This window comes from Brevibacterium luteolum (genome assembly GCF_025147615.1).
GTDB lineage: Bacteria > Actinomycetota > Actinomycetes > Actinomycetales > Brevibacteriaceae > Brevibacterium > Brevibacterium luteolum.
Genome location: NZ_JALXPM010000028.1, coordinates 25457 through 40823 on the forward strand (window position 1 = coordinate 25457; position 15367 = coordinate 40823).

The following is a 15367-nucleotide window of genomic DNA, read 5'->3' on the forward strand; positions in this document are numbered from 1 at the left end:
ATTCCTCCTATGTCGGTGGTGATGAGAACTTACGTGGTGCTGCCGATCTGGCTTCTGCCATTCCCTGAGGATCGATACCCCGATCGGGCGTTGAATTGAGTGTCAGTATGTGCTGTGGTGTCACGGAGTCATACCGTGGCCGGTCTCTGTTCGTCTTTCTGCGGATCTGTACCCAGGTGCACCTGTGCCCTTCTCGTCTGCTCTGCTCCGCTTTTCGGAGCATTTCTCAAAGTCACGCTACTGTTTCTGCGGATCGCCCGATATTGCGCGAAGGTCGTATCGGCTCTCCTTTGGTTGTAGCTCCGTTGGTCGCAGTTCCCTACGACCGTGCGGTCTTCTGTGGCAGACATCCCTGTGACTCCGAGGCCATGTCATCGCGAGCCCGGGGGTGAATCGCCGAAATGCAGTGAAGGAAAAACTGGTGGCATGCAATCCGACGATGGGCGCGTGGAGTTTTGAACATGTGATGGAACCTTGCGCGACTGAATGCACGATGCTGCCGCAGAGCCGAGGGGTTAATCTGGTGGGGATATGTCTGACTCTCGGCCCGGCCGCCGGCGCCGCGGCGCGCGCTCGCGCAGCGACCGCCCGCACCGTCCCTCCAAACGACAGCACGCCCAGCGCGCTGCTGCCCGCCGGGCTGCCCGCGCCGGCCTCGATATCGCCATCACGTATCCGGCCGAGCTGCCGGTCAGCGAGCACCGCGACGAGATCGCCGAGGCGATCCGCGCTCACCAGGTCGTCATCATCGCCGGTGAGACCGGTTCGGGAAAGACCACCCAGATACCCAAGATCTGCCTCGAACTCGGCTACGGCATCACCGGGCTCATCGGCCACACCCAGCCCCGCCGCATCGCCGCTCGCGCCGTCGCCGCCCGCCTGGCCGACGAACTCGACCAGGAGCTCGGCACCGGGATCGGATACCAGGTGCGGTTCACCTCCCAGGTCGCCGACGCCACCCGGGTCAAAGTCATGACCGACGGCATCCTGCTGGCCGAACTCCAGCATGATCGGCAGCTGCGCGACTACGAGGTCATCATCATCGATGAGGCCCACGAACGCAGCCTCAACATCGACTTCCTGTTCGGGTCGCTGGCCCGCCTGCTGCCCACACGGCCCGATCTCAAGGTCATCATCACCTCGGCGACAATCGACCCGGAGTCCTTCGCCGAGCACTTCGCCTCCGCTGACGGCCCGGCACCGATCATCAGTGTGTCCGGGCGGACCTATCCCGTTGAGGTGCGCTATCGTCCGCTGGCCGATGACACCGCCAGCGACGACGACCCTGACGGCCCCGGCGCCGACGGCGACTACGAAGCAGGAGCCGCCGACCAGACCGAGGGGATCCTCACCGCCGTCGACGAACTCGCCCGCGAAGCCCCCGGCGACATCCTCGTCTTCCTCTCCGGCGAACGCGAGATCCGCGACACCGCCGACGCGCTGTCGACCCACCTGCAGAAGAAGGGTCCGAGGTTCGCTCAGTGGGAGGTCATCCCGCTGTTCGCCCGGCTCTCGTCTGCCGAACAGCAGCGGGTATTCGCGCACCATGACCGGCCGCGGATCGTGCTGGCCACCAACGTCGCCGAGACCTCGCTGACGGTGCCGGGCATCAAGTACGTCATCGACGCCGGCACCGCCCGCATCTCCCGGTACTCCAACCGCACGAAGGTCCAGCGGCTGCCGATCGAACGCGTCTCCCAGGCCTCGGCCAACCAGCGCATGGGCCGCTGCGGGCGCACAAGCGAGGGCATCTGCATCCGCCTGTACTCAGAAGACGACTTCGACACCCGCCCTGAGTTCACCGACCCGGAGATCCTGCGCACGAATCTCGCCAGCGTCATCCTGCAGATGATCTCACTGGGCTTCGCGCAGACCGAAGCCGACATCAGCTCGTTTCCGTTCCTCACCCCACCCGAATCGAAAGCGGTGCGCGATGGCCGCGTGCTGCTTGGCGAACTCGGCGCCACCCGCACCGATGAGACCGGCCGGATCCGGCTGACGAAGATCGGCCGGATGCTCGCCAAACTGCCGATCGACCCGAGGCTCGCCCGCATGGTCCTCGCCGGCGCCGAGGCCGGCTGCGGTGGCGAAGTCGCCGTGATCGTCGCAGGCCTGTCCGTCCAGGACCCGCGCGAACGTCCGGCTGAGGTGCGCGCGCAGGCCGATGAGCTCCACGCCCGCTTCACCGACCCGCACAGCGACTTCCTGACCCTGCTGAATCTGTGGAACCACCTCGCCGACAACGCCGCCGTCCTGTCGTCGTCGAAGTTCCGCAAACTGTGCAAGGCCGAGTTCATCAACTTTGTGCGCGTGCGCGAATGGCAGGACCTCGTCACCCAGCTGCGCCACCTGCTCGGCGGCGTCGGCGTGAAAATCGACCGCTCCCACTGGCGGCCCGGCAGCGACGACGACACCACCACGCATGCCGGCAGCCGGTCCCGAGGCGGCGGCCGCGACGGCAGGAAGGGCGCGCCGAGTGCCCCGGAGGGGATGGATCCGCATGCCGCGGCCATCCACCGGGCGCTGCTGACCGGCCTGCTGTCGATGATCGGGGCCCGGGCACCGGAACCCAAGCCCCGGCCCGGTGAGCGCCGGCCCAAGCGCCGCGGCTACGACTACCAGGGCGCACGCGGCACGAAGTTCCAGATCTTCCCCGGTTCCGGGCTGTTCAAGTCCGCGCCCGAGGTCGTCGTCGCCGCCGAACTGGTTGAAACCTCCCGGCTGTGGGCCCGGACGGTCGCCGCTGTCGAACCGGAGTGGATCGTCGAGGCCGCAGGCGAGCTCGTCACCCGCCAGCACTCCGAACCGCACTGGTCGAAGAAGGGCGGGCAGGCGATGGCCTATGAGCGGATCTCGCTCTACGGCGTCACCCTCATCTCCGATCAGCGCATCGGCTACGGGCGCATCGACCCGGAAGCCGCCCGCGACATGTTCATCCGGCACGCCCTCATCGACGGGGAGTGGAATGACCGCCACCCGTTCCTGGGCCGCAACGCCCAGGCCATCGACGAGGCCGAACGACTCGCCTCCCGGATGCGCGACCACCGCCTGCTGGCCGAAGACGATGTGCTCTTCGACTTCTACGACAACCGGCTGCCAACCACCATCATCTCCGGAGCTCACTTCAACTCCTGGTGGAAGAAGAAGCGCCGCAGCGAACCCGAGTTCCTCGACATCGACCCCGAGGCGCTGCTCGCCGACGATTCGGCCGATATGTCCGCCAGGGCCGCCAGCGACTTCCCGCTCACCTGGACGCTGCCGGACGGTTCGGAGGCGAAGCTGCACTACGCCTACGCTCCTGGTCAGGCGACCGACGGCGTGACCGTCGAACTTCCCGCCGCTGCGCTCGCCGACGTCGACACCGACGTGTTCACCTGGCAGGTGCCGGGCCTGCGGCATGAGCTCGTCACCGCGCTCATCCGCTCCCTGCCGAAGGCCAAGCGCCGCTACTTCGTGCCCGCCCCCGATGTCGCCACCGACATTCTTAACGTGCTCGAACCCTACGCCGGCCGGCTGCCTGAGGTGCTCGCCGCCGAACTCACCGCCCGCGCCGGCGGGGGAGAGCTCACCGACCTCGTCCCGATCACCGTCAATGCCAGTGATTTCGATACCGGCCGGCTGCCGGCCCACCTCGTCATGGAGTTCACCACCCGTCACGGGGGGAAGACGAGCCAGCCGACCCGCAATCCCCGCCAGCTCACCGCCTCGGCCGCGGCACCGAAACCGGCCGAGAAGGCTGCACAGAAGACGACTTTCACAGAGCGAACCGGGATCCGCACCTGGGATTTCACCCTCGACACCCGGCCAGTGCCCACCGGAAAGGAGACCGAGGTCCACCCCGGCCTGCGCGATGATCGCGACGCCGTTGCCATCACCGCGTTCTCAACCGCTGAAGAGGCCGCCCGCCGCACCCGGGCCGGGCTCATCCGGCTGCTCGTCATCGCCTTGAAATCGCGCATCGACTACATCGCCGAGCACCTGTCGACGAACGAAAAGCTCGTGCTCGCCGGGCATGCGAAGACCGGATTCGGGGCAGCGACTCCACAGGCACGGCCCGACCTGCTCGGCTCGTGCGCCCGGATCGCCGCCGACCGGCTGCTCGGCTCCGATACGACCGTGCGCACCCGCGAGGAGTTCGACACCGTGTTCCGGCGGGTCGATGCCGGGTTCATCACCGAGGCAACCCGAGCTGTCGGCCTCGTCGTCGACATCCTCACCCGTGCGACCGCTGTCGACAAGGCGATCAGTGCGGCCTCCTCGCTCACGCTTGTCCAACAGCTGGCCGATGTGCGCAGCTGGCTCATCGACCTCATGACCGCCGATGTCTTCGAGATCACCGACGCGGCAGCACTCGCCCGCTTCCCGGTGTACCTGCAGGCAGCCGAACACCGGGTGGTGAAGATGCAGGAGAGTCCCGCCCGTGACCGGCAGCTCATGGACCGCATCAGCGTGGTGGCGGGCAAGGTCGAACAGGCGCTGACCAAGGCTTTCCCGAACCTGGCGGATCTGCCGGTTCCGGTCCAGGCGGCCGGCGTGCCCGCTGACTGGGCTGCGGTGCTGTGGTCAGTTGAGGAGCTGCGCATCTCCTACTTCGCCCAGCACCTGCCGACCGCCCACCCAGTCAGCGACACCCGGATCCACAAGGCGCTCGCCGCACTGTGAGGGCGGCGTGCTGTCGAACTCGCCAGTTCGTCCAGGCCCCTACTTTTCATGCAGCAGCCCGAGAACGATGTCGAGATCGATCAGAGCGTGCGAGTAGGACAGGTCGAAAGAAGCGCTTCTGTCTCGGGCGCAGATCGCAGCATAGATCGCCTCGTGATCGGCGAGGGCCCGCTTCTGCATGGGGCCTTGCTGTTCTTCGCTTCCCCACACATGCAGCGGGGCTCCAAGACTGACAGCCCGGTCGAGATCGAGGATGAGGCGGTGGAGAGTAGGCTGCTTCGTGGCATCGACGATCGCGCGGTGGAATGCCGCGTCTGACAACTGAGCGCGCTGCGGATTCTGCTCCGATACCGCATCGCGGAAGTCGGAGAGAGCGGTCGAGATCTTCACGAGGTCATCCGGTTCGTGCCGCATCGCAGCGGTTTCCGCTGCCAAGGCGTAGGCCAGCGCGATGGCATCGACCGTTTCCTCCAGTTTCGAAACATCGCCGCCGAAGACACGAGCGACGGCTTCGCGCGTTGTTGCGGTTTCGGTCTTGAGGACGAATGCCCCACCGTTGCGTCCGCGACGCGTTTCGATGATGCCTTGCTCAGCGAGTGCCTTGATTGCGCTTCTAACCGTGTTGCGCCCTACGTTGAGAGACTCCGCCAGAGCTCGTTCGCTCGGCAGTCTGGTGCCGGGCAGGAAGTCTCCGGCCGCGATCGCAGTGACGAGCCGATCCACGATGGAGGCAACTTTTGAGTTGTCTGGAAGTGGTGAGAGCGAGGAAGCAGGCTCACGCTGCAACTGATGCACCCCCAATGTGACATCTGATTCTTGAGCACCAGCGCTTTTCAGCGCGGTTCCAATAGCTTCACGCTAACCCTTTCAGGGTACCAACAGTGAATGGTATCTTCATGGAACCATTTATGTTGCTCGGTCGACTCGTGGATCGAACCGGGCCTTCGCTGCAAGGTGCAGCGACGAGGAGGTCAGTAAACATGTCGTGGACCGTAGAAGAGCGAAACGTGCAGTTCGGCGAGCATGAAACCTGGGTGCGCATCTCCCAGCCAGACAACCCAAGACCGGCGATGTCTCCTGTCTTCGTGCTGCACGGCGGCCCGGGAATGGCGCACAACTACATGCTCCCGTTCGAACAGCTGGCAGCCGATGGGCGCACGGTCATTCACTATGACCAGTTGGGGTGCGGCAACAGCACGCATCTTCCGGAGGTCGACTCCAGTTTCTGGACACCCAGTCTGTTCGTTGACGAGTTCTTCAACCTGGTTGAAGCTCTCGGTTTCGATCGCTATCACCTGGTAGGGCAATCATGGGGAGGGATGCTCACTGCCGAGATCGCAGTCCGGCAACCGGAAGGGCTGAGGTCGCTCTCCATACTGAATTCTCCGGCGTCAATGGAGCTGTGGCGTGAGGCGGCAGCGCGGCTGCGGTCAAAGCTGCCGGCCGGAATGGATGAAGAGATGAGGCTCTACGAGGAGAACGGTCAGACGAGTGCGCCGGAGTATCTGAAGTGCGTCGATGAGTTTTATCGGCGGCATGTGTGCATGACTGAACCGACTCCGCAGGTCTTCCTGGACAGCGTCGCTCAGATGGAGGCCGAGCCGACTGTCTACCACACGATGAACGGGCCGAATGAGTTCCACGTCATCGGCACTCTTCGCTCCTGGTCCATCATCGACCGTCTGCCGAAGATCAATCGCCCTGCGCTGGTGCTTGCCGGCGAGCACGACGAAGCGACGCCGGAGACATGGCAGCCGTATCTCGATGGCATTGCGGATGTGAAGTCTGTTGTTGTCGAGGGCGCCAGCCACTGCGCTCACTTGGAGAAGCCCGACATTGTCCTCGACGCAGTTGGCCAGTTCCTTGCTGGCAATGACGCGTGAGTTCTGCTGTTCATCGGCCTGATTTTTCTACTTTTAAGGATTTCTTGTGAATACGTCTTCTGAAGCTACAGTTGAGTCATTTGGTTACAAGCAGGAGTTGAAGCGATCCGTTTCGACTATCGACCTGATCGTCTATGGCCTCATCTTCATGGTCCCGATCGCCCCGTGGGCGATCTTCGGCACGGTGTACAACGAGGCAAAGGGAATGGTGCCGCTTGTCTACACCATCGGTCTCATTGCCATGATCTTCACGGCGTTGTCATACGCTCAGATGTCGAGGAAAGTCCCACTCGCGGGCTCTGTGTTCTCTTACGTCGGCGCAGGCGTTCACCCGAACCTGGGCTTCTTCGCCGGCTGGTTCATGCTGCTCGACTACCTGCTCGTGCCGACGCTGCTCTACGTCTTCGCTGCAGAGTCGATGATCGGGATCTTCCCCGGAACCGAGCGTTGGATGTGGGCGCTCGTGTTCGTTGCGATCAACACTGCTATCAATCTGGCGGGCGTCAACTCGATCAAACTGATGAATAGGGCGTTCCTGGTGATGGAGCTGTTCTTCGTGATCGCATTCATCGTCATCGCGGTCAGCACGCTCAACGGGCACACCCTCCCGGAGGCCGAGTGGTCGATGACACCCATTTGGAACTCGTCCGAAGTCACTGCTCCGCTGATCGCAGCGGCTCTGTCGATCGCCGTGCTGAGTTTTCTCGGCTTCGATGGAATCGCGACCATGGCCGAGGAGTCGACCGGTGGTCATCGTTCGGCGGGCCGCGCAATGATCATCGCGCTCTTCGTAGTGGCAACTCTCTTCATCTCACAGACCTGGCTCGCGAGTATGTTGGCAGGGGATATCACGGCGTTCCCGGATGAGCAGGCAGGGAATGCGTTCTTCGATATCGTCGCTGCAGCTTCGAGCACCGGTTGGGCCAAAGCCTTCCTCGCTTGCAATGTCCTGGCAGTCGGAATCGCGAATGCCATGGCTGCACAGGCAGCAACGTCACGCCTATTGTTCTCGATGAGCCGGGATGGAAAGCTGCCGGCGTTCCTCAAGCAGATCAGCAAGACGCAGGTGCCCCGGAATGCGATCATTCTCGTTTCTGCCCTCAGCGCGTTCCTCGTGCTGTTCTTCGTCGGTCAGATCGGCCTCATCTCGTCGATGGTGAACTTCGGGGCGCTCAGCGGTTTCCTCATGCTTCACTTCGCAGTGGTCTGGTCCTTCGTCGTTCGCGATGGATCTCGCGATTGGCTCAACCATGTCATCCTTCCCGCAATCGGATTCCTCATCATCGGATACGTGCTTGTCAACAGTGACGTTCTGGCGAAGGTCGGCGGCTTGACCTGGTTGCTCATCGGGGTCGTTGTTTTCCTCGTCTACCGCACCAGGGGCGCTGGCATCTCAGCTCGGGGTGTAGATTCAGTACCAGCAGATCAGGAGGTTCGGTGACCATGTCTACGACGATCGATCATTTCCTCGACAACTCATACGGACAGGCCGGGTTCGATCCGGCGGTCGAACCTGCTCTCACCCTTTCTCCGGGGTCTGGAGAGACCATCGGGTTCGAAACCGACGATGCGGTGTATGCACAGCTGCACGAGCGCGGATCGCTGGACGCGGTGACGGCGCAGATCAATCCGGTGACCGGCCCCGTGTTCGTCGAAGGGGCGGAGCCCGGAGACACGCTCGCAGTCAAGATCCATGAGATCCAGCTGATCGACTATGGCTGGTCGGTCTATCTGCCCGGCGTCGGGGCCCTTGCAAATCGCATGGGAGGAGAAGCGGTATCCAGGAAGATTCCCATCCGTGATTCCGAAGTCGTCCTGACGGAGGAGCTGACAGCGCCCATCCGGCCGATGATCGGCTGCATCGGGACAGCACCAGCAACAGGGTCGGGCTCCACCGTCATGCCGAGCTACTCCTTCGGCGGAAACATGGATCTCACTGATGCGAAACCGGGCTCGACAGTGTTCCTGCCTGTGAATGTCCCGGGTGCGCTGCTGTCGATCGGTGACATCCACGCCGCGATGGCGCGCGGCGAATCGTCGTTCGTTGCCATCGAAGCTCAGGGAACGGCCGTGGTGTCGGTTGACCTCATCAAATCGGATGCCGCCGCTCCTGCCACGACAAGCCTGCGAGCTCCGCGCATCGAAACCGATGATGAATGGATCTTCGTCGGCCTGGGTGACCCGGTGCAGGACTCCATCACTCGTGGGTATGAAGACATGTTCGACTTCCTGGTCGAAGGGCATGGTTGGAGCGCAGCAGATGCTTATGTTGTTATGAGCGCGCTGGCTCATTCCGAACTCGGCGGGCCGACGGGCTCGATTCAACCGGACCCGCTGCATCCGATGACCGCACGTGGTGCAGTCACCGTGCATCGGCTCCCGAAGTCGATCCTGTAGGTCAGACCAGCTCTGAAGCGCCCGGTCTGAGAACGACCGACGATCCATCACCGGCTCGCCCATCGGCGGGCCGGTGATGGCATTCATAAACGCGAGGACGGTCAGCAGTCGATCTGCCGCTCACAGCGGCAGATCGGCGGTGTTGCCGAACAGAGCCCAGGTCAGCGGGGCGGCACTGAGCGCGGCGCAGCCGAGCACGCCGGCAGCCCAGCTCAGCCGCCACTTCCAGGCCTGCTGCTTGAAGCCGCGCCACAGGCACACGAGCACCCCGATGAGCCCGATGACGCCGAGCAGGGAGAGCACCCCGAGGCCGAGCATCCGCCCGGCCGAGGAGCCGAGCAGCACCGCATAGTAGATGACCTGGCCGAGCAGGAAGGAGAACCGCAGCGAGAGCCACAGCAGCGGCGCGCTGATGAGTGCTGCGATGATGAGCGGCAGCGCCATGAGGAAGCGGTCGCGGCGGTGCGGGTCGCGGGCGACGTGCGAGTACTCGTCGTGCTGGTTCATGGAGTCCTCGGCATCATCTGGAACGGGTGGTCGGCGCTGGGAAGGAAGTGAGAGACGCAGGGGCAGGATGCCTGCGCCAACCCCAAGGTACTAGACTCTCTTGGGTGACTTCCACCGGTGATTACAGCTCTAAGACCATCCGCGAACAGGCCGCCCGCAGGCGCACCTTCGCGGTCATCTCCCATCCTGATGCCGGTAAGTCGACCCTGACCGAGGCGCTGGCCCTGCACGCCCGGGTCATCGGGCAGGCCGGCGCCACCCACGGCAAGGCCGGCCGCCGGGCGACCGTGTCGGACTGGCAGAAGATGGAGCAGGAGCGCGGCATCTCGATCTCCTCAGCCGCCCTGCAGTTCGAGTACCGGGATGCGGTCCTCAACCTCATCGACACCCCCGGCCACGCCGACTTCTCCGAAGACACCTACCGGGTGCTCTCGTCCGTCGACTGCACGATCATGCTCGTCGACGCCGCCAAGGGCTTAGAGACCCAGACGATGAAGCTCTTCGAAGTCTGCGCCCACCGCAACATCCCGATCATCACCGTCATCAACAAGTGGGACCGGCCCGGCCTCGAACCCCTCGAGCTCATGGACGAGATCCGCGAGCGCACCGGCATGCTGCCGACCCCGCTCACCTGGCCGGTCGGCGTCTCCGGTGACTTCCGCGGCGTGCTCAACCGGGCTGATGGCACCTATACGAAGTACACCCGCTCCGACGGCGGCGCCTCGATTGCCGGTGAGGAGACGATGGACGCCGAAGCCGCCGAGGCACTCGAAGGCGACGCCTTCACCACCGCGGTTGACGAATCCGATCTGCTGGAGATGGAAGAGCAGAACCACGACCAGGAGTCGTTTCTCGCAGCAAAGTCGACCCCGGTGATGTTCGCTGCTGCCGTGCTGAACTTCGGCGTGCACAAGATCCTCGACACCCTCGTCGACCTCGCCCCGCCGGCCGAACCCCGGCCCGACAAGAACGGCGAGCCCCGCCCGGTCGACGACCCGTTCTCCGGATTCGTCTTCAAGGTCCAGGCCGGCATGGATGCCAACCACCGCGACCGCCTGGCCTACATCCGCGTCTGCTCCGGCGTGTTCGAACGCGGCATGGTCGTCACCCACGCTTCAACCGGCAAACCCTTCGCCACGAAGTACGCCCAGCAGGTCTTCGGTCGCGACCGCGCCGTCATCGACGAAGCCTTCCCCGGCGACGTCGTCGGCCTCGTCAACGCTTCAGCCCTGCGGGTCGGCGACTCGCTGTATCTCGACAAGCCCGTCGAGTTCCCCGGCATCCCGACCTTCTCACCTGAGCACTTCATGGTCATCCGCGCCAAGGACTCCTCGAAGTACAAGCAGTTCCGCCGCGGCATCGAACAGCTCGACCACGAAGGCGTCGTCCAGGTGCTGCGCTCCGACCTGCGCGGCGACCAAGCGCCCGTGCTCGGCGCGGTCGGCCCGATGCAGTTCGAAGTCGCCGAAGACCGCATGGTCCAGGAGTTCAACGCCCCCTGCCGGCTCGAGCCGCTGCCCTACACGATCGCCCGCCGCACGACACCCGAATGTGTGCCGACCCTGGCCCGGGAGCGCTCCGTCGAGGTGCTCTCGCGCTCCGACGGCGAACTGCTGGCACTGTTCTCCGACCGATGGCGGCTCCAGGGCGTCGAACGACAGCACCCCGAACTCGTCCTCGAACCCCTCGTCGTCTCCTGAACCACGACCTCGGCGCCGGCACGTCGCACACGCTGGTGAACATGTGACGATCTCGTCTCTCAGGAATAGAAGATCATGCAGCTTTGAACCGGTCCAGGAGAGGACTAAGATGGTCATCTGTGCCTTCACAAGGGCTGTCACATCATGAACCCGCTGGGCAGGCATACCTCTTCACAATACGAAGGCGTTCATCAGGAAAGGTCGACAACAGTGACAACTCAACCGATTCGCGTCGCAATCGCCGGACTGGGCAACTGCGCAACGTCCCTCGTCGAAGGCGTCACGTACTACGCGGACGCTTCCCCCGAGGACACCATCCCCGGTCTCATGCACGTGAACTTCGGTGACTACCATGTCAGCGACCTCGAGTTCGTCGCCGCCTTCGACGTCGACGAGGCCAAGGTCGGCCTCGACATCGCCGAGGCGATGCGCGCAGGACAGAACAACACCATCAAGATCTGCGACGTCGAGAACACCGGTGTGAAGGTGCAGCGCGGCCCGACGCTCGACGGTCTCGGCCGCTACTACCGCGAAACGATCACCGAATCCGCCGCCGAACCGGTCGACGTGGCCCAGGCACTGCGCGACGCGAAGGCCGATGTGCTCGTGTGCTACCTGCCGGTCGGCTCCCAGGAGGCCACCGAGTACTACGCCCAGGCCTCGATCGATGCCGGCGTCGCCTTCGTCAACGCCCTGCCGGTGTTCATCGCCGGCACCAAGGAATGGGACGACAAGTTCCGTGCGGCCGGGGTGCCGATCGTCGGTGACGACATCAAGAGCCAGATCGGCGCGACGATCACCCACCGCGTCATGGCCCGCCTGTTCGAAGACCGCGGCGTCGTCCTCGACCGCACCTATCAGCTCAACGTCGGCGGCAACATGGACTTCAAGAACATGCTCGAACGCGACCGGCTGGAATCGAAGAAGATCTCCAAGACCCAGGCGGTGACCTCGAATACGTCTGCCGAGCTGACCGACAAGGATGTCCACATCGGCCCCAGCGACTACGTGCAGTGGCTCGATGACCGCAAGTGGGCCTACGTCCGCCTCGAAGGCCGCAACTTCGGCGACGCACCCGTGTCGCTGGAGTACAAGCTGGAGGTGTGGGACTCCCCGAACTCCGCAGGCGTCATCATCGACGCGATCCGGGCTGCGAAGATCGGCCTCGACCGCGGTGTCGGCGGTGCGCTCATCTCCGCCTCGTCCTTTTTCATGAAGTCCCCACCCGAGCAGCAGAACGACGAACTGGCCCGCCAGGCCGTCGAGGACTTCATCGCCGGGCGCATCGAACGCTGAACCGGGCGCATCGAACGCTGGAGCGGTCGCGTGACGCGCCGCTGACCACCATCAACGGGCCCTGCTCGACGGCAGGGCCCGTTGTGGCATCTGGAGACCCGTCGGCTGGAGTGCGGACCCGGCAGTGGGGAGGGCATCGTCTGCGAATGCATCCCATGGCTGTCATTCCTGTGCTGTAGTAGGCTACAAGCCGCGCGTCGAATCGTCGTTGTCTCCGAGTGAAAGATCCCCGCTATGTCCACTGCAGCAGCACATCCGGGAAAGCAGAAGTCCGAGGAGGACCTCAGCTGGCTGATGAAGTCGCTGGTCCTCATCGAGAAGGCCGGCAACAAGCTCCCACATCCCTTCTGGCTGTTCCTCAGCCTTGCCGCCATCGTCATGCTGCTGTCCTGGTGGCTGGCCAGTGCCGGCGTCTCCGCCGTCAATCCGGCAGATGACGAGGAAGTCGCCGCCGTCAACCTGCTCTCGACCGAGAGCCTGCGCGAGATCGTCTCCGGCATCACCGAAAGCTACGTCACCTTCCCTGCGCTGGGACTCGTGCTCGTCGTGCTCTTCGGTGTGGCGGTCGCTGAGCAGTCGGGTCTGTTTCCCACCATGATGCGCGCGGCCCTGTCGAACGTCTCCCCGCGGCTGGTCACCCCGGTCGTCGCTCTCGTCGGTGCGGCCGCCTCGATCGCCTCCGACGCCTCCTACATGATCGTCATCCCGCTCGGCGGGCTGGCGTTCAAGGCCGTCGGCCGCAACCCGGTCATCGGCTGCGCGGTCGCCTACGCCGCAGTCTCCGGTGGCTACTCCGCCGCCCCGTTCGTCAACAGTCTCGATGCGATCCTCGGCGGCATCTCGACCTCTGCCTCCCACATCATCGACGAAAACTACACCGTCACCCCGGTGGCGAACCTGTACTTCAACTTCGTCTCCATGTTCGCCGTGGCGCTGGCGATCACGCTGGTGACCGAATTGCTGCTCAACAAGCGCGGTGAGCAGATGGAGCTCACCGAAGTGAACGGCACCAGCACCACCAGCGGAGGCAACGGCTCCGGCGCCGCCGCGACCGCCGCCTCGGCAACGGCCGGCAGCGACGACGGCACCGCCGGCCGCGACGTCCAGGACCAGGACCTCTCCGCACCGGTTACCGCGTTGGAGAAGCGCGGCATGCTCATCACCCTCGTCGTCGCGATCATCGGTGTGGCCGCCTGTGTCGCGATCGCGTGGCCTGAGAACTCCTTCCTGCGCGATGCCGACGGCGGCTTCACGATGGAATCCGGGCTGATGGCCGGCATCGCCCCGATCATCGGCATGGGCTTCTTCGTCCTCGGCATCGTCTACGGCGTCGTCACCGGCAGCATCAAGCACCCCAACGATGTCCCGGAGATGATGGTCAAGGGTGTGGCCCCTTTTGTGCAGGTCCTTGTGCTGTTCTTCGCCGCCTCCCAGTTCCTGGCGCTGTTCGCGATGTCGAACCTGGGTGTCATCCTCGCGATCCGCGGTGCCGAGTTCTTCCAGAACATCGGCGCAACCACCTTCCTCATCCTCATCGGCGGCTACCTGCTCACCGCGCTCGGCGCGATGTTCATCACCTCCGGTTCAGGCCTGTGGACGCTCATGGCCCCGGTGCTTATCCCGATGTTCATGCTGCTGGGCATCGCCCCGGAGATCACCCAGGCCGTCTACCGCATCGGCGATTCGACGACGAACATCATCTCGCCGATGAGCCCGTACTTCGTCATGATCCTCGGGTTCATCCAGCGCTATAAGAAGGACGCCGGCATCGGCACGCTGCTGTCGCTGACGATCCCGCTGTCCTTTGCGATGTTCATCGTGTGGGGCATCCTGTTCTTCCTCTGGTGGGCCACCGGCATCCCGATGGGTCCCGGCGCGCAGACGCACTACCAGATGTGACCCAGCGCCCGGTCTGCGAGGCAGTCGGTACCCGGGCCGGGGTGCACCCGTTGCCGAGGCGTCGGTAACGGGTGCATAACGGCTGGCCAGAGCACACTCGGCCACAGCGGCCGTACAGCTTCCTTCGGTAGACTGGCAGACAGTCGCGGACCGTGACGACAAACCAGCGATACCCGGAGGTAACACGGATGTCCAACCCGCTCGTTCGACGCGGCCTTGAACAGGGAATCAAGGCTGGCCACCAGCCGGCCACCCCAAGCGCCGAAGAGCTCAACTCGATGTACATGCAGCCCTCGGCCGAGCCGCAGCGCCCGGTCGATGAGCGTGTCATGACCTATGACGACGTCCTCATCAAGACCGGCATCTGCTTCGCCGTGCTGCTCGCCGGTGCGGTGCTCGGCTGGTTCATGCCCGTCCTCGCCCTGCCGGCGATGCTGCTAGGTCTCGTCCTCGGCCTCGTCAACGCCATCAAACGCGAGCCGAACAAGGGACTCATCCTCCTCTATGCCGGTGTCGAGGGCGTGTTCCTTGGCGGCATCTCCGGTATGTTCAACGCCGCCTACGAGGGCATCGTCGTTCAGGCTGTGCTCGCCACGCTGTGCGTCTTCGGCCTGATGTTCGCTCTCTTCCGCTTCCGCATTGTGCGCATGAGCGGCAAGATGACGAAGTTCCTCATGCTCGCCGTTGGCGGGTATGCGATCTTCGCGCTCGTGAATTTCGCTTTCGCAATGTTCACCGGTGGTGCGATGAACGCCCGCAACGTCGAGATCACCATCATGGGCATGACGATGCCGCTCGGCGTCGTCATCGGCATCGTCGCTGTCATTCTCGCTTCGCTCACCCTCGTGGCTGACTTCCAGATGATCGAAGAGGGCGTCAAGCACCGCATCCCGGAGAAGTACTCCTGGACCTGCGCGTTCTCGCTCATGGTGACCCTCATCTGGCTCTACGTTGAGATCCTGCGCCTGCTGTCGTACTTCAGGCAGAACTGACCTAAGGGGCTTCCCCTGAGATGAATACCCA

General features: G+C 64.0%; 10 protein-coding genes. 8 read left to right on the forward strand and 2 right to left on the reverse strand.

The features are described 5' to 3' along the window. Positions 1 to 531 precede the first annotated feature (531 nt). A complete protein-coding gene (gene hrpA / locus M3C25_RS08470) occupies positions 532 to 4662 on the forward strand; it encodes an ATP-dependent RNA helicase HrpA (protein WP_259855857.1) in 4131 nt (1376 codons plus the stop codon). Between the two features lie 39 nt (positions 4663 to 4701). On the opposite strand, the gene M3C25_RS08475 is transcribed toward hrpA, so the two are convergent. Further along, entirely contained in the window at positions 4702 to 5385 is a 684-nt protein-coding gene (locus tag M3C25_RS08475; protein WP_375545109.1) for a FadR/GntR family transcriptional regulator, read from the reverse strand. 257 nt (positions 5386 to 5642) lie between these two features. On the opposite strand from M3C25_RS08475, the gene M3C25_RS08480 reads away from it, so the two are divergent. From M3C25_RS08480 to M3C25_RS08490, 3 genes are read left to right on the forward strand one after another with little or no spacing between them, the layout of a single operon-like run. Beyond that, the gene (locus M3C25_RS08480) at positions 5643 to 6545 is read left to right on the forward strand and encodes a proline iminopeptidase-family hydrolase (protein WP_259855859.1); all 903 of its coding nucleotides are present in this window, start codon (positions 5643 to 5645) and stop codon (positions 6543 to 6545) included. Positions 6546 to 6591: 46 nt separating this feature from the next. Further along, positions 6592 to 7986 carry an APC family permease gene (locus tag M3C25_RS08485; RefSeq protein ID WP_259855860.1) on the forward strand — a complete coding sequence of 465 codons (1395 nt, stop codon included), beginning with the start codon at positions 6592 to 6594 and terminating at the stop codon, positions 7984 to 7986. Between the two features lie 2 nt (positions 7987 to 7988). Beyond that, positions 7989 to 8942, forward strand: a complete 954-nt coding sequence (locus tag M3C25_RS08490) for an acetamidase/formamidase family protein (protein WP_259855861.1) — start codon at positions 7989 to 7991, stop codon at positions 8940 to 8942. Positions 8943 to 9062: 120 nt separating this feature from the next. Here M3C25_RS08490 and M3C25_RS08495 read toward each other — a convergent pair whose 3' ends face one another. Then, positions 9063 to 9449 (reverse strand): hypothetical protein, encoded by a 387-nt coding sequence (locus M3C25_RS08495; protein WP_259855863.1) that lies wholly within the window; start codon positions 9447 to 9449, stop codon positions 9063 to 9065. Positions 9450 to 9553: 104 nt separating this feature from the next. Here M3C25_RS08495 and M3C25_RS08500 point away from each other — a divergent pair, with 104 nt between their 5' ends. From M3C25_RS08500 to M3C25_RS08515, 4 genes are all read left to right on the forward strand, one after another. Beyond that, positions 9554 to 11149, forward strand: a complete 1596-nt coding sequence (locus M3C25_RS08500) for a peptide chain release factor 3 (protein WP_259855865.1) — start codon at positions 9554 to 9556, stop codon at positions 11147 to 11149. A 210-nt stretch (positions 11150 to 11359) separates the two neighbouring features. Continuing rightward, positions 11360 to 12445, forward strand: a complete 1086-nt coding sequence (locus M3C25_RS08505) for an inositol-3-phosphate synthase (protein WP_259855869.1) — start codon at positions 11360 to 11362, stop codon at positions 12443 to 12445. A gap of 234 nt (positions 12446 to 12679) precedes the next feature. Continuing rightward, entirely contained in the window at positions 12680 to 14344 is a 1665-nt protein-coding gene (locus tag M3C25_RS08510) for an AbgT family transporter (RefSeq protein WP_259855871.1), read from the forward strand. Positions 14345 to 14532: 188 nt separating this feature from the next. After that, positions 14533 to 15336, forward strand: coding sequence for a Bax inhibitor-1/YccA family protein (locus tag M3C25_RS08515; protein ID WP_170275059.1), 804 nt, complete (start codon positions 14533 to 14535; stop codon positions 15334 to 15336). Positions 15337 to 15367: the final 31 nt, after the last annotated feature.

What these genes read in the sequence shown, in the direction of transcription:
- hrpA (WP_259855857.1), top strand. Translation starts at nt 532, where the DNA reads ATGTCTGACTCTCGGCCCGGCCGCCGGCGCCGCGGCGCGCGCTCGCGC.
- M3C25_RS08480 (WP_259855859.1), top strand. Translation starts at nt 5,643, where the DNA reads ATGTCGTGGACCGTAGAAGAGCGAAACGTGCAGTTCGGCGAGCATGAA.
- M3C25_RS08490 (WP_259855861.1), top strand. Translation starts at nt 7,989, where the DNA reads ATGTCTACGACGATCGATCATTTCCTCGACAACTCATACGGACAGGCC.
- M3C25_RS08495 (WP_259855863.1), bottom strand. Translation starts at nt 9,449, where the DNA reads ATGAACCAGCACGACGAGTACTCGCACGTCGCCCGCGACCCGCACCGC.
- M3C25_RS08510 (WP_259855871.1), top strand. Translation starts at nt 12,680, where the DNA reads ATGTCCACTGCAGCAGCACATCCGGGAAAGCAGAAGTCCGAGGAGGAC.
- M3C25_RS08515 (WP_170275059.1), top strand. Translation starts at nt 14,533, where the DNA reads ATGTCCAACCCGCTCGTTCGACGCGGCCTTGAACAGGGAATCAAGGCT.